Here is an 18,814-nt window from a genome sequence, read left to right as displayed (position 1 = left end):
GGGCCGTCAGGGGAGCTCGGTGACGAGGACGAGCGAGCCGTCCGGCTCCTGCTCGAGCACGGGCGCGACCCGGGCGATGCGCGGCCGGTCGGCGAGGAAGGCCGCCGCGGCGTCGAACCCGGCGAGCGCCTCGAGCGCCCACACCTGCGGCGGCATCATCCGCAGCTCACCGGCGGCCGCCCGCTCGAGGAGCACCGCGGGCCGCGCCCACCCGCCGCCGTCGGACTCACCGCTCGTCTCCCGCGCCTCCTGCCCCTCCGGCATCCCGGCGGCGAGGATCCACGTGTCGTAGCGGCGCGGCTCGAAGGCCGGGGTCACCCAGTGCCCGCGCCCGCGCAGCGCCGACACGGGCAGCCGCACCCCGCACTCCTCCTCGACCTCGCGCACCGCGGCGGCGGCGAAGGGCGCGGCCGCGGCCGCCGACACCCCGAGGTGCGCGGCGAGGTCGGCGAGCCCCGGCGTCGCGGGGTCCATGCCGGAGTCCGAGGCATCCACGCGCCCACCCGGGAAGACGACCATCGACGGCGCGAAGGCCATCGTCGCGACCCGGCGCTGGACGTAGACCTCGGGCCCGGACGCGGTGTCACGCACCAGCATCACCGTGGCGGCGGGCTGCGGCTCGGCGCCGGACGGCGACCCCGCCCCGACCCACGCGCGCGCCCGCTCGAGCAGCCCGCCGTCACGCATCGGGGCGCGCAGCACCCGGCCCGCGCCGTCAGTCGCGGACGTGGACGATCACCTCGACCTCGACCGGCGCGCCGAGCGGCAGCGCGGCCACCCCGACGGCAGAGCGGGCGTGCACCCCGGCGTCGCCGAAGACCGCACCGAACAGCTCGCTGGCGCCGTTGACGACCCCCGGCTGACCGGTGAACGAGGGGTCGGAGGCGACGAAACCGGTGACCTTGACGACCCGCTCGACGCGGTCGAGGTCGTCGACGACGGTCTTCACCGCGGCGATGGCGTTGAGCGCGCAGACGGCGGCGAGCTCCTTGGCCCGCTCGGGCGACACCAGCCCGACGAGCTCGCCGACCGCACCCGTGACCGGCAGCGCGCCGTCGACCATCGGCACCTGCCCCGAGACGTAGACGCGCGAGCCGTCGAGCACGGCCGGAACGTAGGCCGCCAGCGGCGGGACGACCTCCGGGAGCGTCAGCCCCAGCGCGGCGAGGCGGTCCTCGACGACACCCATCCGGCTCAGCCCTTCGCGCGCTTGAGGTAGGCGACGAGGTTGCCCTCGGGCATGACGAGCACCTGGACGAGCTCCCAGCCGTCCTCGCCCCACTGGTCGAGGATCTGCTTCGTCGCGTGGACGATGAGCGGCACGGTCGCGTACTCCCACTTCTGCATGCGCGCCACCCTACCGGCGGCCCACCACGGCTACCGTGGCCGGTGATGAGCGACGACGTCATGACCCGGCCCGCCCGCCAGCCCGACCGCACCGAGGTCACCGGCCCGGAGCAGACCGACGTCTACGACGTCTTCGACCCCGAGCCGCACCGGGCCCGCGGCATCACCGTCGCCCTCGTCCACGGCGGCTTCTGGCGCCCGACGTACGACCGCACCCACCTCGGCCCGCTCGCCGAGGCCCTCGCCCGCGACGGCTTCCACGTCGCCAACCTCGAGTACCCGCGCACCGGGATGCCCGGCGGCGGCTGGCCGGGCACCGCGGACGCCCTGCGCGCCACGCTCGCGGCGGCGCGGGCCGACACCGACCTGCCCGACACCCTCGTCCTCGTCGGCCACTCGGCGGGCGGGCACCTCGTCACCTGGCTGGCGTCCGAGGACCGGGTCGAGGACCTCGTCGGGGCCGTCGCGCTCGGGCCGGTCGCCGACCTCGGCGCCGCCGACCGCCTCCACCTCGGCGACGACGCCGCCCGCGCCTTCCTCGGCGGCGCCCCCGACGAGGTGCCGGACGCGTGGGCCGCCGCCGACCCCGCCCGCCAGCGCCTCAGCGCCCCGGTGGCCCTCGTCTCCGGCGAGCACGACGACGTCGTCCCGCCGGAGGTCGCCGCGTCCTACGCCGCCACCCGCACCGACGCCGACGCCGACGCCACGACGGCCACCGCCCGCGGGGCCGACCACTTCGACCTCGTCGACCCCGAGCACCCCGCGTACCTCCTGCTCCTCGCCGAGGTCGAGGAGCTGACCCTCGGCCGGGGCGGCCCGCACCACGCCTGACCCCCCACCTACGCTGGGCCCATGGCCGCCCCTCCCCTCGCGCGCGTGCTCGACGGCGTCCGGCTGCACGTCGTCACCGGCAAGGGCGGGGTCGGGAAGACGACGGTCGCGAGCGCGCTGGCCCTCTCCCTCGCCCGGCAGGGCCGCCGGGTCCTCCTCGTCGAGGTCGAGAACCGGCAGGGCATCAGCCAGACCTTCGACGTCCCGCCCCTCGGCACCGAGGAGGTCCGCCTCGTCCAGGACCCGTCCGGCGGCGAGCTGTGGGGGCTGTCGGTCGACGCCAAGGCCGCCCTCCTCGAGTACCTCCAGACCTTCTACAAGCTCGGCCGCGCCGGCGGGGCCCTCGAGCGGATGGGGGTCGTCGACTTCGCGACGACGATCGCGCCGGGGGTGCGCGACGTCCTGCTCACCGGCAAGGTCTACGAGGCGGTCGGCCGCACGAGCGGCGGCAAGCGCGGCCAGGGCCGGCTCGTCTGGGACGCCGTCGTCCTCGACGCCCCGCCGACCGGGCGCGTGGCCCGCTTCCTCGGGGTCAACGAGCAGGTCGCCGGCCTGGCCCGGATGGGCCCGATCCACTCCCAGGCCGCCTCGATCACCCGGATGCTCCGCGACCGCCGCAGCGTCGTCCACGTCGTCACCGTCCTCGAGGAGATGCCGGTGCAGGAGAGCGCCGACGCCGTCGCCGAGCTCTCCGCCGCCGGCTTCGGGCTCGGGGCGGTCGTCGTCAACCAGGTGCGCGAGCCGCTCGTGCCCGCGCCGCTGCTCGCCCGGCTCGAGGCCGACGGCCCGCAGGTCGAGGAGCAGGTGCGCGCCGACCTCTCCGCGGTCGGGGTCCGCTCGGGCGCCCGGACCGTCGGCGGGCTGCTCGCCGAGGCCCGCGACCACGCGGCCCGCATCACCCTCGAGGACGAGCTGACCGCCGAGGTCGACGCCCTCGGCCTCCCCACGCTCACCCTGCCGGCCCTGGCCGCCGGCACCGACGACGGCGGCGTCGCCGTGCTCGCCGACGAGCTCGCCGCGCAGGGGGTCCGCTGATGGCCCGCGCCGCCGCCCCCGCCGCCGACCGGCTCGACGTCGACGCCCTCCTCGCCGACCCGGGCACCGGCATCATCGTCTGCTGCGGATCCGGTGGGGTCGGGAAGACGACGACCGCCGCCGCGCTCGGGGTCCGGGCCGCCGAGGCCGGGCGGAAGGTCGTCGTCCTCACCATCGACCCCGCCCGCCGGCTGGCCCAGAGCCTCGGGCTCACCGAGCTCGACAACACCCCGCGTCCCGTGTCCGGCATCGACACCGCGGCCGGGGGCTCCCTCGACGCGATGATGCTCGACATGAAGCGGACCTTCGACGAGGTCGTGCTCGCCCACTCGACGCCCGACAAGGCCGAGCAGATCCTCGAGAACCCGTTCTACCAAGCGGTCTCCAGCTCGTTCGCGGGCACGCAGGAGTACATGGCGATGGAGAAGCTCGGCCAGCTGCGGGCGCAGGCCGACGCCGACGGCACGTGGGACCTCGTCGTCGTCGACACCCCGCCCTCGCGCAGCGCCCTCGACTTCCTCGACGCCCCGAAGCGCCTCGGCTCCTTCCTCGACGGGCGGTTCATCCGGCTCCTCATGGCCCCCGCGAAGGCCGGGGGGCGGGCCTACCTCAAGGTCTTCTCGGTCGGTGCCAACCTCGCGGCCGCCACCCTCTCGAAGGTCCTCGGCGGGCAGTTCCTCTCCGACGTCCAGACCTTCGTCGCCGCCCTCGACACGATGTTCGGCGGCTTCCGCGAGCGCGCCGACGTCACCTACGCCCTCCTCAAGGAGCCGTCGACGGCGTTCGTCGTCGTCGCCGCCCCCGAGCGGGATGCGCTGCGCGAGGCGGCCTACTTCGTCGAGCGGCTCGAGGCCGAGGCGATGCCGCTGGCCGGCGTCGTCGTCAACCGGATGCAGGTGCTCGCGGCGCCGGGGCTCAGCGGCGCGCGCGCCGCCGCGGCGGCCGAGCAGCTCGAGGACCGCGAGGACGACGGCGGCGGAACCACCGGGGACGCGGCCGGCACCGCCGGCCTCACGCCGGCCCTGCTGCGGCTGCACGCCTCGCTCGCCGAGACCGCCACCCGCCACGAGGCGCACGTGCGCCGGTTCGTCGCGTCGCACCCGGGCGTCCCGCTCTCGACGGTGCCGGCGAGCGCCACCGACATCCACGACCTCGACGGGCTGCGCGAGGTGTCCGCCGCGCTGACCGCGGGCTGAACGATCCCGGACAGGAAGAATCCCCGGGGGGCCGACCGGGTCCGCGCGCGGCTGCAGGGGTGCCACGAACGGGGTGCAGGGGTGGTCGGCCCCTCCGGGGAGATCGGGGGTCAGGCGATGGCGCCCTCGGCGCCACGGGCCTTCGCCGCGGACAGCAGCGCCGTCCACGACCTGACGTCAGGGCGGCGGCGCAGCAGGGCGCGGCGCTCTCGTTCGGTCATCCCTCCCCAGACACCGAACTCCGTGCGGTTGTCGAGCGCGTCGGCGAGGCACTCGGCCACGACCGGGCACCCCTTGCACACGACCTTCGCGGCGCGCTGCGCCTTGCCCTGGACGAAGAGCGCGTCCGGGTCGCTGCCGGCGCACTTGCCCAGCGGCGCCCACTCCACCACCCACTGCCCCTCGGTGCTCTGCTCCTGCGGGGAGATGCTCATGTCCACCTCGTTCCACTGCCTCGATGTCCTCGGCCCCCCGGATGTCGGTGAGGACGTACTGAAACCGTAGGCAGGGCGGTGACCAGCGGCTATCGTCCGAGCGGGTCGCGCCCCCGGCCGAACGGACGACCCCCGGGCCGAACGGACGACCGACGGGACCCGCAGGTGCCCGACGCGGCGCGGCGAGCGCCCGGACACCGCGGAATCGGGCATTGCCAGATGCCCGCGTTACCCTGTCGGGCATGGACGGTCGCGCCCAGAACATCCCCGCCGTGCTCAGGCTCCTCCTCGGATTCGTCGTGCTGAGCACGGTCGCCGGGCTGCTCGTGGCCGGCATCGCGGTGCCCGCCATCGGTGCCAGCGGTCAGGCCGCCAAGGCGGGCGTCGACTTCTTCAACGAGCTCCCGAGCGACTTCGAGATCTCCCCGCTCGCCCAGCAGTCGAAGATCGTCGACGCCGACAACAAGCTCATCGCGAACCCGTACGACGAGAACCGCATCATCGTCAAGCTCAACACCATCTCGAAGAACATGCAGAACGCGCAGATCGCCATCGAGGACGCGCGCTTCTTCGAGCACGGCGGCCTCGACCCGCGCGGCTTCACGCGCGCGATGATCAGCAACCTCAAGGGCGGCGACGTCCAGGGCGCGTCCACGCTCACCCAGCAGTACGTGAAGATCACCCTCCAGGAGCAGGCGCTGCGCGCCGGCGACAAGGAGGCCGCCGACGCCGCGGTCAAGAAGAGCTACGCCCGCAAGGTGCAGGAGCTCAAGTACGCGATCAACGTCGAGGAGAACTTCACCAAGCAGCAGATCCTCGAGGGCTACCTCAACCTCGTCTACTACGGCGACCAGGCCTACGGCGTCGAGGCCGCGGCCATCAACTACTTCGGCGTCCACGCGAGCAAGCTCAACCTCGCGCAGTCCGCGCTGCTCGCGGGCATCGTCCAGCAGCCCACGGCCTACAACCCGGTCATCAACCCGAAGCAGGCCCAGGCCCGCCGCGACATCGTCCTCACCCGGATGCAGCAGCTCGGGATGGCCTCGGCCAAGGACGTCGCCGCCGCGAAGAAGCTCGACGTCAAGAAGATGATCAAGAAGACGCCGGTCAAGGGTGTCTGCCACCGCTCGTCGCAGCCGTACTTCTGCGCCTACGTCATGGGCTACCTCCAGCACTCCCCGCAGATGGCGGTGCTCGGCAAGACCCCAGAGGAGCGGCTCAAGCGGATCAACCAGGGCGGGCTGACCATCCGCACCACCCTCGACCCGGCGAAGCAGAAGATCGCCCAGGCCGAGATCACCAAGGCCATCCCGATCGGCAACAAGAGCAACCTCGGCGGCGCGATGTCGGTCGTCGAGCCGGGCACCGGCAAGGTGCTCGCGATGGGCCAGGCGGCGAACTTCGAGAAGAACCAGACCAACTGGAACGTCGACCAGGTCTACGGCGGCGGTCCCTACGGCTACCAGTTCGGGTCGACGGCCAAGATGTTCGGCCTCGTCACCGCCCTCGAGCAGGGCATGCCGATGAACGCGACGATCAACGTCCCGTTCGCGAGCAACCACCAGGACCACGTCTTCGACGGGCCGAAGGTCGTCGGGGCCGAGTGCGGCGCCAACGAGCCCTGGAAGGTCGGCAACGACTACGCCATCGGCGGGCGGCAGATGAGCCTCGCCGAGGGCATCTCGAAGTCGATCAACACCTGGGCCGCCCAGCTGACCATCGAGGTCGGGCCGTGCAACGTGCTCGACACGATGAAGAAGATGGGCCTGCACATGGCCAACGGCAAGGACTTCGACCGCACCATCTCCAACGCCACCCTCGGCTCGGGCACGACGACCCCCCTCGACCTCGCGAGCGCGTACGCCACCCTCGCGGCCGACGGCAAGTACTGCGAGCCGAGCCCCATCGTCTCCATCACGACGCCGGACAAGAAGGAGATCAAGGTCCCGAAGACCTCGTGCAAGCAGGTCATCTCCAAGGACACCGCGAACGCGGCGACCGACCTGCTCGAGGGCACCCTGCGCAACGGCGGCACCGCCGACGGCAACTGGGACGTCGGCGCCCGCCCGGCGGCCGGCAAGACCGGGACGACCGAGAAGCACAACCAGGCGTGGTTCGTCGGCTACACCCGGCAGCTGGCCACCGCGGTGTGGATCGGCAACGTCAAGGTCACCGACAAGAACCGCAAGCTCTACTCGCTCAACGGCAAGTGCTTCGGCTCGTACGGCTGCTTCGGCGACGTCTTCGGTGGCACCGTCTCGGCGCCGGTCTGGGCCTCGGCGATGAAGAAGATGTCCGAGGGCATGGAGGTCAAGCAGTTCCCGGCCCCGAGCGACAAGGCCCGCCGCGGCAACCTCCAGGACCTGCCGAACGTCTACGGGCGCAGCCCGGGCGAGGCCGCGGCCATCCTCCGCGACGCGGGCTTCGACAGCCGGGTCGGCGGCTACATCTCGAGCAACGCCCCGAAGGGCACCGTCGGCGGCACCTCGCCGTCCGGCGGCGCGCTGCCCGGGCAGACCGTCACCCTGCTCATCTCCTCCGGCCCGGCGCAGCAGCCCGACCCCAAGCCCTCGAAGCCGACCAAGCCCGGCAAGGGCCGTGGTGGTGGCGGCGGACCCACCGCTCCGCCCGGACCCGGCTGAGGCCGGTGACGACGCAGGGCCCCCGACCGTCGCGGTCGGGGGCCCTGCGTCGTCGTGCGCCCGGCGTCGGTCCGGGCCGCACGGGTCCGGGTCAGCGGGCGCCGAGCACCTGCCGGACGACCGCCGCCACCCGCCCGCCGTCGGCGCGGCCGGCGACCTCGCCCTGGGCGGCCTTCATGACCCGCCCCATGTCGGACATCCCGCCGGCGCCCGTGGACTCCACGGCCCGTTCGACGACGGCCCGCAGCTCGTCGTCGCCGAGCTGGGCGGGCAGGTAGGCCTCGAGGACGGCGAGCTCGGCCTCCTCGCCGTCGGCCAGCTCGGGGCGCTGCGCGTCGCGGTAGGCGGTGGCCGCCTCGCGCCGCTTCTTGGCCTCCTTGGCGATGACCTTGAGCACCTCGTCGTCGTCGAGCTCGCGGGCCTCGTCGCCGGCGACCTCGGCGGTCGTCACGGAGGTGAGGGTCATCCGCAGCGTCGAGGCCCGGACCTTGTCGCGGGCGCGCATCGCGTCGTGGAGGTCGTCCTGCAGCCGGGCCTTGAGGGAGGTGTCGCTCATGCCCCGATCCTCCCACCGGTCCGACGACGGGAGCACCCGGGATTCCTCGGACGGGGGGCTCGTTTGCGAGGATGGCTCGATGGAGCCGATCGCCCGCACCGCCCTGCGCACCGCCGGGGGCCTCGTGGGCGCCGGCGTCGCGGCCGTCGCCTACGCCTCGCTCGTCGAGCGCACGTGGTTCACGCTGCGCCGCTTCACCGTTCCGGTCCTGCCGGCCGGGGCGGCGCCGGTGCGCATCCTCCAGGTGTCCGACCTCCACCTGACCCCCGGCCAGCGCAAGAAGGTCGAGTGGGTGCGCTCGCTCGCCGGGCTGCGCCCCGACTTCGTCGTCAACTCCGGGGACAACCTCGCCCACATCGAGGCCGTACCCCCGCTGCTGCGGGCGATGGAGCCGCTGCAGGAGTTCCCGGGCGCGTTCGTCCTCGGGTCCAACGACTACTTCGCGCCGGTGCCGAAGAACCCCGCGCGCTACCTGACCCGCGGCTACGCGAAGGCGCCGAAGACGCGCGGCGACCTGCCGGTCGGCGAGCTCGTCGAGGGCCTGCGGGCCGGCGGCTGGGCCGACCTCGACAACGCCCGGACCGTCGTCGAGATGGGTGAGCACCGGGTCGAGCTCGTCGGGGTCGACGACCCGCACGTCGAGTTCGACCGCTACCACGACGTCGCCGCCCCGGCGCGTGACGACGTCGCCCTGACGATGGGGCTCGTGCACGCCCCGTACCAGCGCATCCTCGACGCGATGGTCGCCGACGGCGCGGGCCTCGTGCTCGCCGGGCACACGCACGGCGGGCAGCTCGCCGTCCCCCTCTACGGCGCGCTCGTCACGAACTGCGACCTCGACACCGGACGGGCCAAGGGCGTCTCGCGGTGGTGGCCGGGGGCCGGTCGCCCGGCGGCCGGCGGCACGCCGGAGGACGCCGCGTGGCTGCACGTCTCGGCCGGGCTCGGCACCTCGCCCTACGCCCCGGTGCGCTTCGCGTGCCGCCCGGAGGCCACCCTCCTCACCCTCGTCGCCCGGGACTCCTGAGCCGCGGGCGGGACCGATTTCGGGTGGCCGGAGGTGGTCGGCTATCCTCGGGTGTCGCTGCGGCCCCCGGGCCTCGGCGACATGCCACGGGGTGTGGCGCAGCTTGGTAGCGCGCGTCGTTCGGGACGACGAGGTCGCAGGTTCAAATCCTGTCACCCCGACAGCAGCGAAGGCCGTCCGACTCCGTCGGACGGCCTTCGCGCTGTCGGGGGACAGGATGCTGGGAGCGCACCGCGACCGCGACGCAGGAGCGGACGCGGAGCGCGGCGTCCTGTCACCCCGCCCGCGCGGCGTCCTGTCACCCCGAAACCGGGGCGTCCTGTGCCCCCGACCCGAACAGCAGACCAGCACCCGAGGAAACCGGTGCCATCACCCCGGTGTCCCCGGTCCGTGCCGAAAGACCGCTCGTAGCATCGGCCCATGGCCTACGACGCGCTCGTCGAGAGCGTGCGGCTCATCGAGTCGCGGCGCCTCGACGTCGTGCCGGCACTCAGCCGGCGCCGCCGGTTCGCCGCCCTGGCGGTCGACGTCGCCGGCGACACGGCCGTGACGATGTTCGCGCGCCGCGGGGTGGGGTGCGTGTGGTCGGAGACCCACGTCCTCACACGCCGGGAGGAGGGCTGGCACCTCGTCGGCGGCGGCGGTTCCTCGGGCGACGACGACCTGCTGGCCCCGCGCCCCGAGGTCCTCGAGCCTCCCCCCGGGCCGCCGCACGCCGCCGGCCCCGCACCGTACGCACGCGTCGAGGGCGGGGGTGGCGTGAGCGACGGCGTTGCGCGCGCGGGGCGGTGGCCCTGGAGCGGACGTTGGATCGGGTACACCGAGCTGCGGGTGACGGCCGCCGTGACGTCGGTCATCGTCGGCGACCGCGAGGTCCTCGTGCCGTGGCACGGCCGGCTCGTCGTCCTGCGCGGGGGTCGCGGCGGCGCCACCGTGAGCCTGCGCGACGCCGCGGGCCGGGTCCTCGACACCGTCCGGCTGCCACCGTCCTGACCCATCCGGGCGCAGCCGTCGACACCGCCCCACCCCGGGTGGACCCAGGCCCCGCTACCCTGCGGAACGTCGTTCCGTCGACCCGTCCGGAGACCCAGTGACCACCTCGCCGTCCGCAGGCCGTGGGGCCAAGCGCGCCGACGCGCGGCGCAACGAGGAGACTTTGCTCGAGGCCGCGACGCAGGCGTTCGTCGCCTCCGGGGTGGAGGTCCCGGTGCGTGCCATCGCGGCCCGGGCGGGCGTCGGGATCGGGACGATCTACCGCCACTTCCCCACCCGCGCCGACCTCATCGTCGCGGTGTACCGCCACCAGGTGGAGTCGTGCGCGGCCGCGGGACCGACCCTCCTGCGCGAGTCCGCGACGCCGAGCACGGCGCTCACCCGATGGGTCGAGCTCTTCGTCGACTTCCTCGTGACCAAGCGGGGCCTGGCCGAGACGCTGAACTCCGACGACGCCGCCTCCACGGCGCTGCACACCTTCTTCGTCGACCGGTTGGTCCCGGTGTGCGGCGAGCTGCTCGACGCCGCCGCGGACGCCGGAGAGCTGGGCCGCGACATCGAGCCCTACCAGCTCCTGCGCGCCGTCGGGAACCTCTGCATCGGTGGCGACCAGGACCCCCGCTACGACCCGCGGGAGTCCGTGGGCCTGCTCCTCGACGGCCTGCAGCGGCGCGAGCGAGCCTGACCGATCAGGCGAGCAGCCGGTCGAGCAACCGCTGCAGCCGGCGGCGCTCGTCGGCGCCCAACCCCGCGAAGAGGCGCTCGAGCGTCGTGTCGGCCACCGACGAGCCGCGCTCCAAGGTCTGCCGGCCGGACTCGGTGAGGTGGTGCTCGAGCCGCCTCCCGTGCCCGGGGACGCGCTCGACGAGGCCCTGGCGCAGCAGGCGGCCGGCGAGCGAGGCGAAGGCCTGGTCACTCATGAAGGTCGCCTCCGCCAGCTCGTGACCCGAGGCCCCGGGCCGGGCGGCGATGGCCCGCAGGGCGTCCCACTGCACCAACGTCGTCCCGACCGACGCAAGCGCGGCCTCGAGGGCACGGTGGTCCCGCCACTGCGCGCGCTTGATCGTCTGGGCCAGCCGCTGCACGTCGTCCGTCATGCTTCGATCCTATCTACACTTGCTTATATCAACATGTTGACTTACTGTCGGTGCATGACCTCGACCCCTCCCCCCGCCGCCCCCGCACCAGAGCCCCGTCCCGCCGGGCCCCGGACCCCGGCCGCCGTCCTCTGCCTGACCATGCTCGTGGCCTACTGGCCCTTCTCGGCCGTCAACGGAGCCCTGGCGGAGGTGGCGCGCAGCACGGGGGCGGCCGGGGCCGGGCTGTCATGGGTCTCCGACGCCTTCGCCGTCGCCGTCGCCGCGACCGTGCTCCCCGCGGGCGCCCTGGCCGCCCGGCACGGCGCCACGCGCGTGACCCGCTGGGGGCTCGTGGCTACCGCCACCGGTGCCGTCGTCCTCCTCCTGGGGCAGTCGCGCACCGGCACCGCCCTCCCGGGGGTGTGGGCCGGGCAGGCGGTCGCCGGCGTCGGCGCCGGACTGGCGATGACCGGCTCGCTCGTCGCGCTCGCCCAGCTGCCGGCCGACGACGCGGCACGGTCGCGGCGGATCGCGGCGTGGTCGGCCGCCACGGTCGTCGGCCTGGGCAGCGGACCGTTCCTCGTCGCGGCCGTCCGGCCCGTCGGCGCCTGGTCCCTCGTCGCCCTGCCGGTGGCCGTCGCCGCGGTGCTCCTCGTCGCGGGGCTGCGCAACGCACCGCCGGCGCCGGCCACCGGAGGCGGGGGACGCGTCCTCGCCCTGCCGCTGCTCCGGTCGGCACGCTTCGACCTGGCGTCCCTCTCGGCCGCCGGCGTCCTCCTCGTCACCGTCGCGGTCGTCGTGCTCCTCGGACTGTTCTTCGACGCCCGCGGCGAGACCCCCCTCGGGATCGCCGTCCGCCTCTTCGTGTTCTTCGCCGCCAACGCCGCCGCGGGGTTCGTCGGCGCCCGCTGGGCGGCCCATGTCCGACCCGGCGCCCTCGTCGTCGGGGGGCTCGCCCTGGCGGCGGCCGGCGCCGCCGGCCTGGCCGGCCTCGACGGCACCGCCCTCGCCCCGGTGGCCCTGCGGCTCGTCGTCCTCGGCGCCGGCTGCGGACTCGTCATGGCGACCTCACCGGCCATCGCCGTCGGGTCGGCGCCGCGAGGGCTGGCCCCGGCCGCCGGGGGGATGAGCAACGCGCTGCGACAGGTCGGAGCGGCCGCCGGACCCCCGGTCGCCGGGACCTTCCTCGTCGGCGGTGTCGCGACCTCGGCGGCCGTGCACCACGCCGCGTCGGCGGAAGCGGTGCTGCTGCTGGCACTGGCCATCGCCTGCCTGCCCCTGCTGCGCCGCCCCCGACCCGCCTGACCCCCGCACCACACCCACCCTCCGCACCACCACCCACACCACCGAGAGGCACGACATGACCACCACCGACCCGACCACCCGGGACCTGCCCCTGCGACCCGACCTCACCCTGCGCCTCACGGAGGCCGGCTCCGGACCGACCGTGCTCCTGCTGCACGGGGGCGGCGGCGCTCCCACCGTCGCCGGCCTGGCGGCACACCTCACCCCGACCCACCACGTGCTGACCCCGACCCACCCGGGCTTCGAGGGCACGTCCCGTCCGGACTGGTTCGACTCGATCGACGACCTGGCCCTCTGCTACACCCACCTGCTCGAGGACCTCGACCTCCGGGACGTCACGGTCGTCGGCTCCTCGGTCGGCGGCTGGATCGCGTCCGAGATGGCGGTCCGCGACGGCGCCCACCGCATCCGCGCCCTCGTCCTGCTCGACGCGGTCGGCATCGAGGTCCCGGGCGAACCCGTCACGGACTTCTTCGCCCTCGACGCCCGGGGCGTCGCCGAGCACACCTTCTCCGACGGCGACCGCTTCCTCGTCGACCCGGCCACCCTCTCCGACGACGAGCGCGCCCGCCTGGCCGGCAACCTCGCGACCCTGCGGGTGCTCGCCGGGGACCCGTACATGCACGACTCGCGGCTCGCCCGGCGGCTCGGCCGGGTCCGCGTCCCCGCCACCCTCGTCTGGGGGGCCGACGACGGCATCGTCTCGCCCGCCTACGGTCGCGCCTACGCCGAGGCCTTCGCCCACGGCGAGCTGCACGTCGTCGAGATGGCAGGGCACCTGCCCCACGTCGAGCGGCCGGACGCGACCCTGCCCCTGCTCGACGCCGCGCTCGCCCAGCCGGACGAGGGCCGACCCCTCGGGGAATGAAGCGGAACGCTGCTCCGTTATGATCGGAACACTGTTCCGATTCAGCTCACCGACCCCGAGGAGCCTCATGACCACCCAGCCCCTGATCACCGCCGTCAAGCCCGTCACGGTCCCGTCCGACGGCCGTGACGCCCCCCTCGAGGTCAAGGTCACGGCCCCGGTGGACGGCACCGACCTGCCGGTCATCGTCTTCTCCCACGGCAACGCGTGGTCGATGGACGCCTACGAGCCACTCGTCGACCGCTGGGCGGCTGCGGGGTTCGTCGTCGTCCAGCCGACCCACCTCGACTCCCGGCGTGTCGGCATCGGTTTCGGGGACCCGAGGTTCGGGACGATCTGGCGGGTGCGGGTCGCCGACCTGCACGCCGTCCTCGACCACCTGGGTCCCGTCCTCGAGACGGCCGGGCTGGCCGGGCGCGCCGACCGGACCCGGGTGGCGCTCGTCGGTCACTCGTGGGGAGCCCAGACCGTCGGCACGCTGCTCGGAGCGCGCGTCCTCTCCGCCGAGGGCGTCGCCGGGGAGGACCTCTCCCGGCCGGACGTCCGGGCCGGAGTGCTCATCGCCGCCACCGGTACCGGGGACTCCCTGACCCCGTTCGCCGAGGAGCACCTCCCGTTCATGCGCCCGGACTACGGATCGATGACCGCGCCGGCCCTCGTCGTCGCCGGGGCCGAGGACCGCTCGCGGATGTCCACCCGCGGACCCGACTGGTTCCTCGACGCGTACGAGCTGAGCCCCGCCCCCAAGGACCTCCTCGTGGTCGCCGGCGGCGAGCACACCCTCGGCGGCATCGCCGGGGAGGCGGTCGCCGAGACGACCGACACCGACCCCGACCGGGTCGCCCTGGTCGCCGACGCGGTCGTCGCCTACCTCCGCGCCTCCCTCGGCCTCGACCGCGCGGCGTGGCCGCGCTTCGTCGAGGACCCGGAAACCGTGCGCCGGGCGCGGCACGACCACGAGGACTGACGCCGCCCGGGCCGCCCGGGGTGGGCTCAGGCGTCGGGGGGCTCGGGGGTCGCGCAGACCGGGTCGTCGAGGAACCCCTCGCCGGCGACCCGCCCGATGACGACGATCGCGGGCGGACGCACCCCGGCCCGCGCCGCCACCTCGGCCGCCGTCCCGACCGTCGCCCGGGTCACCCGCTGGCGCGCGGTGGACCCCTGCTCGACGACCGCCACCGGCAGGTCCGGGTCGACCCCGACCTCGACGGCCGCCGCGCAGATGTCGCCGAGCGAGGAGACGGCCATGAGGAGGACGACCGTCGCCCCGGCGGCGAGCGCGGCGAGGGTGGCCGGGTCGGCCCCGACGTGCCCCGAGGTGACGTGCACCGACGTCGCGACGCCCCGCTGCGTGACGGGGATGCCGGCCAGCGCCGGGACGCTGAAGGCCGAGGTGATGCCGGGCACGACCTGGACGTCGAGCCCCGCCGCGCGGCAGGCGTGCACCTCCTCGCCGCCACGACCGAAGACGTAGGGGTCGCCGCCCTTGAACCGGACGACGGTGAGCCCCCGGCTCGCCCGGTCGACGAGGAGGCGGTTGATCTCGGCCTGGGGCACCGGGTGGTTCGTCGGGCTCTTGCCGACGTTGACGATCTCGACGTCCTCGGGCAGCCGGTCGAGCAGGCCGGTGGCGCCGAGCCGGTCGGTGACGACGACGTCGGCGGTGGCGAGCGCCTCGAGCCCGGCCACGGGGACGAGCCCGGGGTCACCCGGCCCGCTCCCGACGAGGACGACCCGGCCGCGCCCACCTCGGCGCCGGCGCAGGTCGACCTCCCCGGCCCCGACGAGCGCGGCGAGCGCGTCGCGCACCCCAGCCGCGCGCCGGGGGTCGGGGTCGCCGGTCGAGACGACGCCGAGGGTGAGGTCGCCGTGCCGGCTGGACGCGGCCATCCGCGCCGTGCCGGCCGTGGCGTCCGAGGCGTTGACGCACCAGGTGCGGCGGGTCTTCGCCCAGTCGGCGACCCGCGCGTTGAGCGCGGCGTCGTCGGTCGCGGCGACGACGAGCCAGGCGCCGTCGAGATCGCCCTCCTCGACCCCGCGCTCGGCGAGCTCGACGTCGCCGTGGACGGCCATCCGCCGGGCGTCGTCCGAGGGTGACGGGTCGACGACGACGACGTGCGCGCCACCCTCGAACAGCCGGCGCGCGCGGCGGGTGCCGACGGAACCGGCACCGGCGACGAGCACGCGGCGGCCGGTGAGGTCGAGCCCGAGGAGCGTGGTCACGCGGCGGAGCCGACGTCGGTGGTCATCGACCCATCGTCGCGCCCGGGGCCGAGCGGGGCCAAGTCGCGTCCACCGGCGGTCAGGTGGGCGACCCGTCCACCGGGTGCAGCGCGAGGGTCGTGGCGGTGGCCTCGGCGGTGACCATCGACGACGCCCCGCCGCCGTACTTCGCCCGGTAGACCTCGCTGACCCGGTCCTCGAGCGCGGGGTCGTCGACGCGCCGCACGACCACCTCGACCTCGACACCGGGGACCCGCAGCCAGGCCCGCCCGGAGCGGACCGCCCGGCCGTACCAGCCGGTGGTGCGGGCGCGCCAGGTGCGGGCGTGGGCGACGCCGTCGACGCGGACCACCCAGATGGGGGTCCACGGCGTCCACGACCCGTCGGCGCGCGGTGCCGACACCTCCGGCTCGCGCGCCGCGGCGACCCGGGCGAGCCGGTCCCCGGACCCGCCGTCGCTCACCGGGCCCCGCTCCCCCGTGGTCACTCGGTCACTGCCCCTCGGGTTCCCACTCGAGGGCCAGACCCTCGCGCATCCCGAACCGCTCGAGGTGGCGTTGGACGACCTCGCCGAACTCGGCCGTGCTCGACTCGACGACGAGCACGTCGGGCTGCGGGCGCAGCGTCGCCGAGGCGCCGCTCCCCATGGCGAAGTGCGTGGCGCCGTCGGCGTCGACCGTGACCTCCGCCTTCTCGCGCCAGTGCCCGGCCAGCTGCTTGACGTACCGCTCCGCGCGCGGCGTGCGGATCACTCCGGAGACCATTCCCCCATCCTCACCCCGTCCGGGGTCGCACGGGGGCCCGGGGGGCGGTGGACCCGCCGGCCCGGCGGACGACGAGCAGCCGCCGGGCCCCCTCCTGGGCGGGCGCGACGCTCAGCCGCGCCGCAGGCCGCCGCCGGCCAGCTGCTCGACCCGGTCGCCGACCTCGAGCCCGGCCCAGAGGTCGCGGGCGACCCGCACGCGCCGGGTGCTCCCGTCCTCGAGCCGGACCGTCACGCGGCGGTAGAGGTTCGACCCGTCGAGCAGGCCGCGCGAGCGGCGGACGACCGTCCCGCTCCAGGTGTCGTCGTCGGTCATGGCGGCCTCCAGCGGTCGGTGTGCACTCGGACGGCCGCGACCTTATCACTGATAAGGACCGCCCGGGTAGGGTGCGACCCGTGCCCCCCGGACCGCGCGCCCGCCTCGACCGGGCCGCCGTCGTCGACGCGGCCCTGGCGACCCTCGAGGAACGGGGCCTGGACGGGCTGTCGGGCCACGCCGTCGCCCGGCGCCTCGGGGTGCGCCAGCCCGCGCTCTACCACCACTTCCGCGACATGGCCGACCTGCTCGACGCCGTGGCGGCCACGGTCCTCGACCGCTCGCACACCGAGCGCCTGCCGGTTCCGGGCGACACCTGGGCGGACTTCCTGACCCGCAACGCGCGCAGCCTGCACCGCGCGATGCTCTCGGTGCGCGACGGTGCCCGGCTCGTCGCGTCCAGCGGGTCACGGGCACCGAACGTCGCGAACGCGGTCGCTCAGGTGGCCTTCCTCGAGTCCGAGGGCTTCTCCGGGCCGGACGCCGTGCTCGCCTTCATCGCGGTGTCCCGGTACACGATCGGCGCGACCCTCGAGCAGCAGTCGGCGCCCGGAGGCAACGCCATCGAGGTGGCCGAACCCGACGTGGTGCCGGGCGCCGAGCACCTCGCCGAGCTGGCCGCGGCCGTCGCCGCCCTCGGTCCGGAGCACGAGTTCGAGGTCGGGCTGGCCGCCCTCGTCAGGGGCCTGGCGCCGCGGTCCTGACCCGGCCGCCGCGGGGCCGGGTCAGGTCGCGCGGGCCCTCAGGCGGCCGTGAAGACGCCGAGCGGGGTCGGGGTGTAGCCCGGGAAGATCGTCGAGAGGTGGCTGCCGTTGCCGAGCCGGTGCGTGACGAGCTCGGCGAGCGCGTCCCGGTAGTCGGTGGCGATGGCGAGGGCACCGCCGTCGAGGTCGCTCGCGGCCAGGCCCGGGTGGGCCCCGTGGACCTTCCCGCCGCGCACGCCGGCGCCGAGGGCGATCATCGTCGAGCCGAAGCCGTGGTCGGTGCCGCCCGAGGAGTTCTGGTCGGCGGTGCGCCCGAACTCGGTCATCGCGACGACCGTCGTGCGGCTCATCGCGTCGGCCCCGATCTCGGTGACGAAGGCGTCGAGGGTGGCGGTGAAGTCGCGCAGCACGTACGGGATGACCCGGCCGTCGCCCATCTTCATGTTGACGTGCGTGTCCCAGCCGTAGGAGTCGACGCAGACGACCTCGGGGGTCACGCCGGAGCGCAGCACGCGGGCCACCTCGGCCATGGCCGTGCCGAAGGCGCTCGTGCCGTAGCCGCTGGTGCTGGGGGGCCCGGCCTCGGTGGCCATGAGCGTGGCCTGCCGGGCGGCGTCGAGCGTGCGCGTCACGGCGTCCTGGGCCGGCCCGCCGGCGGTGCCCCACATGGCCCGCACGTCGGCGCTGATGTCGGCCGCGGCGGCGTCCGCCGACCCGAGCGTGAAGGACCCGAGCGAGGCCATCGCCGGGGTCGGGACGTCGCTCGCGAGGGCGTACGCGCTGGCGCCGCCCATCGTGAAGGCGCGGAAGGCGGAGTCGCCGGCACCGGCGGTGCTCAGGTGGCGCCCGAGCCACCCGCTGCGCACCGAGGCCGTCGCGGCGCCGGTCTCGCAGAGCATCTGCTTCTCGAAGTGCGACCGGGTCGGCGCGCGGTTGCCCGTCGCGTGGACGAAGGCCAGCTGCCCGCTGTCCCAGTACTTGACGAGGGGGGCCGCCTCGGCGTTCAGCCCGAACATCGACGTCAGCGGCTTGACCTGCTTGTCGCCGAGGGCGATCCCCGGCCGGCGCCTGCCGTACCAGGGGTCGCCGAGCGGCGCGAGCAGCGAGAGCCCGTCGGCGCCGCCACGCATGAAGACGATGACGACCGTGCCGCGCGAGGCCGCGTGCGCGCTGCTCAGCGCGTAGCGCGGGAGGACCGAGGGCGCGAGCATCGCCCCGGTCGCGGCGAGGGCACCGCGCAGCGCGGTGCGCCGGGACAGCGCGCGCCGGCCCTCGGAGCAGCCGCCGGCGATCCCGGCGTCGGCGAGCGCGGTCCCGAGGTCGGCGACGGGGGCCGTGGCGTGCCGGGACGCCGCGTCCTTGGCGCCCGCACCGGTGTGCACGGTGAGGGTCCCGTCCGGGGCCGGGACGGCGATCGCGTCCTTCCGGTCGTCGGAGTGGTGGTGGATCGGGAGGATGTCGTCGTCGAGCAGGTAGGTGTGGTCGGTCATCGCGG

General features: G+C 75.0%; 22 protein-coding genes and 1 tRNA gene. 12 read left to right on the top strand and 11 right to left on the bottom strand.

What is annotated here, in order from left to right; translation table 11 throughout:
• Positions 1-6: 6 nt before the first annotated feature.
• The 3 genes from JQN70_RS00330 to sp36 are packed head-to-tail and all read right to left on the bottom strand — an operon-like array spanning position 7 to position 1,347.
• On the bottom strand, positions 7-702 hold the full coding sequence (locus tag JQN70_RS00330) for an NUDIX hydrolase (RefSeq protein ID WP_204129325.1): 696 nt from the start codon (positions 700-702) through the stop codon (positions 7-9).
• A 13-nt stretch (positions 703-715) separates the two neighbouring features.
• Complete coding sequence (locus JQN70_RS00325; protein ID WP_204129324.1) at positions 716-1,189, bottom strand: RidA family protein; 474 nt, start codon at positions 1,187-1,189, stop codon at positions 716-718.
• A gap of 5 nt (positions 1,190-1,194) precedes the next feature.
• Positions 1,195-1,347, bottom strand: coding sequence for a Sp36 family protein (gene sp36, locus JQN70_RS00320; RefSeq protein ID WP_143598344.1), 153 nt, complete (start codon positions 1,345-1,347; stop codon positions 1,195-1,197).
• A gap of 45 nt (positions 1,348-1,392) precedes the next feature.
• Between sp36 and JQN70_RS00315 the strand changes: the two genes are divergently transcribed.
• The 3 genes from JQN70_RS00315 to bagB are packed head-to-tail and all read left to right on the top strand — an operon-like array spanning position 1,393 to position 4,409.
• Entirely contained in the window at positions 1,393-2,178 is a 786-nt protein-coding gene (locus JQN70_RS00315) for an alpha/beta hydrolase (protein WP_204129323.1), read from the top strand.
• Between the two features lie 21 nt (positions 2,179-2,199).
• A complete protein-coding gene (bagA, locus tag JQN70_RS00310; RefSeq protein ID WP_204129322.1) occupies positions 2,200-3,213 on the top strand; it encodes an ATPase BagA in 1,014 nt (337 codons plus the stop codon).
• Positions 3,213-4,409 carry an ArsA family ATPase gene (bagB, locus tag JQN70_RS00305; RefSeq protein ID WP_204129321.1) on the top strand — a complete coding sequence of 399 codons (1,197 nt, stop codon included), beginning with the start codon at positions 3,213-3,215 and terminating at the stop codon, positions 4,407-4,409. Before bagA ends, bagB begins: the two co-directional genes overlap by 1 nt.
• A gap of 110 nt (positions 4,410-4,519) precedes the next feature.
• Here bagB and JQN70_RS00300 read toward each other — a convergent pair whose 3' ends face one another.
• A complete protein-coding gene (locus tag JQN70_RS00300) occupies positions 4,520-4,843 on the bottom strand; it encodes a WhiB family transcriptional regulator (RefSeq protein WP_204129320.1) in 324 nt (107 codons plus the stop codon).
• Between the two features lie 242 nt (positions 4,844-5,085).
• Here JQN70_RS00300 and JQN70_RS00295 point away from each other — a divergent pair, with 242 nt between their 5' ends.
• Positions 5,086-7,485 (top strand): transglycosylase domain-containing protein, encoded by a 2,400-nt coding sequence (locus tag JQN70_RS00295; protein WP_204129319.1) that lies wholly within the window; start codon positions 5,086-5,088, stop codon positions 7,483-7,485.
• Between the two features lie 91 nt (positions 7,486-7,576).
• Here JQN70_RS00295 and JQN70_RS00290 read toward each other — a convergent pair whose 3' ends face one another.
• A complete protein-coding gene (locus JQN70_RS00290) occupies positions 7,577-8,041 on the bottom strand; it encodes a GatB/YqeY domain-containing protein (protein ID WP_204129318.1) in 465 nt (154 codons plus the stop codon).
• A gap of 79 nt (positions 8,042-8,120) precedes the next feature.
• On the opposite strand from JQN70_RS00290, the gene JQN70_RS00285 reads away from it, so the two are divergent.
• From JQN70_RS00285 to JQN70_RS00270, 4 genes are all read left to right on the top strand, one after another.
• A complete protein-coding gene (locus JQN70_RS00285) occupies positions 8,121-9,068 on the top strand; it encodes a metallophosphoesterase (RefSeq protein ID WP_204129317.1) in 948 nt (315 codons plus the stop codon).
• 87 nt (positions 9,069-9,155) lie between these two features.
• A tRNA-Pro gene (locus JQN70_RS00280) sits at positions 9,156-9,229 on the top strand.
• Between the two features lie 259 nt (positions 9,230-9,488).
• Entirely contained in the window at positions 9,489-10,061 is a 573-nt protein-coding gene (locus tag JQN70_RS00275) for a hypothetical protein (RefSeq protein ID WP_204129316.1), read from the top strand.
• A 97-nt stretch (positions 10,062-10,158) separates the two neighbouring features.
• Positions 10,159-10,746, top strand: a complete 588-nt coding sequence (locus tag JQN70_RS00270) for a TetR/AcrR family transcriptional regulator (protein WP_204129315.1) — start codon at positions 10,159-10,161, stop codon at positions 10,744-10,746.
• A gap of 4 nt (positions 10,747-10,750) precedes the next feature.
• Here JQN70_RS00270 and JQN70_RS00265 read toward each other — a convergent pair whose 3' ends face one another.
• A complete protein-coding gene (locus JQN70_RS00265) occupies positions 10,751-11,158 on the bottom strand; it encodes a MarR family winged helix-turn-helix transcriptional regulator (RefSeq protein ID WP_204129314.1) in 408 nt (135 codons plus the stop codon).
• 54 nt (positions 11,159-11,212) lie between these two features.
• On the opposite strand from JQN70_RS00265, the gene JQN70_RS00260 reads away from it, so the two are divergent.
• From JQN70_RS00260 to JQN70_RS00250, 3 genes are all read left to right on the top strand, one after another.
• Complete coding sequence (locus JQN70_RS00260; RefSeq protein WP_204129313.1) at positions 11,213-12,445, top strand: MFS transporter; 1,233 nt, start codon at positions 11,213-11,215, stop codon at positions 12,443-12,445.
• A gap of 55 nt (positions 12,446-12,500) precedes the next feature.
• Positions 12,501-13,313, top strand: a complete 813-nt coding sequence (locus JQN70_RS00255; RefSeq protein ID WP_204129312.1) for an alpha/beta fold hydrolase — start codon at positions 12,501-12,503, stop codon at positions 13,311-13,313.
• A 67-nt stretch (positions 13,314-13,380) separates the two neighbouring features.
• Complete coding sequence (locus tag JQN70_RS00250; RefSeq protein WP_204129311.1) at positions 13,381-14,280, top strand: alpha/beta hydrolase family protein; 900 nt, start codon at positions 13,381-13,383, stop codon at positions 14,278-14,280.
• A gap of 26 nt (positions 14,281-14,306) precedes the next feature.
• Here the strand turns inward: JQN70_RS00250 and cobA are convergent, their stop codons facing one another.
• The 4 genes from cobA to JQN70_RS00230 form a co-directional block, all read right to left on the bottom strand.
• Positions 14,307-15,536, bottom strand: coding sequence for a uroporphyrinogen-III C-methyltransferase (cobA, locus tag JQN70_RS00245; RefSeq protein ID WP_204129310.1), 1,230 nt, complete (start codon positions 15,534-15,536; stop codon positions 14,307-14,309).
• Between the two features lie 79 nt (positions 15,537-15,615).
• A complete protein-coding gene (locus tag JQN70_RS00240; protein ID WP_204129309.1) occupies positions 15,616-15,999 on the bottom strand; it encodes a DUF2255 family protein in 384 nt (127 codons plus the stop codon).
• 28 nt (positions 16,000-16,027) lie between these two features.
• Positions 16,028-16,300, bottom strand: coding sequence for a DUF2218 domain-containing protein (locus JQN70_RS00235; RefSeq protein WP_204129308.1), 273 nt, complete (start codon positions 16,298-16,300; stop codon positions 16,028-16,030).
• Positions 16,301-16,411: 111 nt separating this feature from the next.
• Positions 16,412-16,615, bottom strand: coding sequence for a DUF7489 domain-containing protein (locus tag JQN70_RS00230; protein WP_204129307.1), 204 nt, complete (start codon positions 16,613-16,615; stop codon positions 16,412-16,414).
• Positions 16,616-16,695: 80 nt separating this feature from the next.
• Here JQN70_RS00230 and JQN70_RS00225 point away from each other — a divergent pair, with 80 nt between their 5' ends.
• Complete coding sequence (locus tag JQN70_RS00225) at positions 16,696-17,319, top strand: TetR/AcrR family transcriptional regulator C-terminal domain-containing protein (protein ID WP_204129306.1); 624 nt, start codon at positions 16,696-16,698, stop codon at positions 17,317-17,319.
• 38 nt (positions 17,320-17,357) lie between these two features.
• On the opposite strand, the gene JQN70_RS00220 is transcribed toward JQN70_RS00225, so the two are convergent.
• On the bottom strand, positions 17,358-18,809 hold the full coding sequence (locus JQN70_RS00220; protein ID WP_204129305.1) for a DUF1501 domain-containing protein: 1,452 nt from the start codon (positions 18,807-18,809) through the stop codon (positions 17,358-17,360).
• Between the last annotated feature and the right edge of the window lie 5 nt (positions 18,810-18,814).

Source organism: Phycicoccus sonneratiae, assembly GCF_016887965.1.
Lineage (GTDB): Bacteria > Actinomycetota > Actinomycetes > Actinomycetales > Dermatophilaceae > Phycicoccus > Phycicoccus sonneratiae.
Note: the sequence above shows the minus strand (reverse complement) of the source record. Positions and strands in the feature narration are given on the sequence as shown.

Excerpts from the sequence above, each read along its gene's own strand:
- bagA (WP_204129322.1), top strand. The coding sequence starts at position 2,200 with ATGGCCGCCCCTCCCCTCGCGCGCGTGCTCGACGGCGTCCGGCTGCAC.
- JQN70_RS00290 (WP_204129318.1), bottom strand. The coding sequence starts at position 8,041 with ATGAGCGACACCTCCCTCAAGGCCCGGCTGCAGGACGACCTCCACGAC.
- JQN70_RS00255 (WP_204129312.1), top strand. The coding sequence starts at position 12,501 with ATGACCACCACCGACCCGACCACCCGGGACCTGCCCCTGCGACCCGAC.
- JQN70_RS00300 (WP_204129320.1), bottom strand. The coding sequence starts at position 4,843 with ATGAGCATCTCCCCGCAGGAGCAGAGCACCGAGGGGCAGTGGGTGGTG.
- JQN70_RS00220 (WP_204129305.1), bottom strand. The coding sequence starts at position 18,809 with ATGACCGACCACACCTACCTGCTCGACGACGACATCCTCCCGATCCAC.
- JQN70_RS00235 (WP_204129308.1), bottom strand. The coding sequence starts at position 16,300 with ATGGTCTCCGGAGTGATCCGCACGCCGCGCGCGGAGCGGTACGTCAAG.
- JQN70_RS00295 (WP_204129319.1), top strand. The coding sequence starts at position 5,086 with ATGGACGGTCGCGCCCAGAACATCCCCGCCGTGCTCAGGCTCCTCCTC.
- bagB (WP_204129321.1), top strand. The coding sequence starts at position 3,213 with ATGGCCCGCGCCGCCGCCCCCGCCGCCGACCGGCTCGACGTCGACGCC.
- JQN70_RS00230 (WP_204129307.1), bottom strand. The coding sequence starts at position 16,615 with ATGACCGACGACGACACCTGGAGCGGGACGGTCGTCCGCCGCTCGCGC.
- sp36 (WP_143598344.1), bottom strand. The coding sequence starts at position 1,347 with ATGCAGAAGTGGGAGTACGCGACCGTGCCGCTCATCGTCCACGCGACG.
- JQN70_RS00275 (WP_204129316.1), top strand. The coding sequence starts at position 9,489 with ATGGCCTACGACGCGCTCGTCGAGAGCGTGCGGCTCATCGAGTCGCGG.
- JQN70_RS00325 (WP_204129324.1), bottom strand. The coding sequence starts at position 1,189 with ATGGGTGTCGTCGAGGACCGCCTCGCCGCGCTGGGGCTGACGCTCCCG.
- JQN70_RS00260 (WP_204129313.1), top strand. The coding sequence starts at position 11,213 with ATGACCTCGACCCCTCCCCCCGCCGCCCCCGCACCAGAGCCCCGTCCC.
- JQN70_RS00315 (WP_204129323.1), top strand. The coding sequence starts at position 1,393 with ATGAGCGACGACGTCATGACCCGGCCCGCCCGCCAGCCCGACCGCACC.
- JQN70_RS00250 (WP_204129311.1), top strand. The coding sequence starts at position 13,381 with ATGACCACCCAGCCCCTGATCACCGCCGTCAAGCCCGTCACGGTCCCG.
- JQN70_RS00285 (WP_204129317.1), top strand. The coding sequence starts at position 8,121 with ATGGAGCCGATCGCCCGCACCGCCCTGCGCACCGCCGGGGGCCTCGTG.
- JQN70_RS00265 (WP_204129314.1), bottom strand. The coding sequence starts at position 11,158 with ATGACGGACGACGTGCAGCGGCTGGCCCAGACGATCAAGCGCGCGCAG.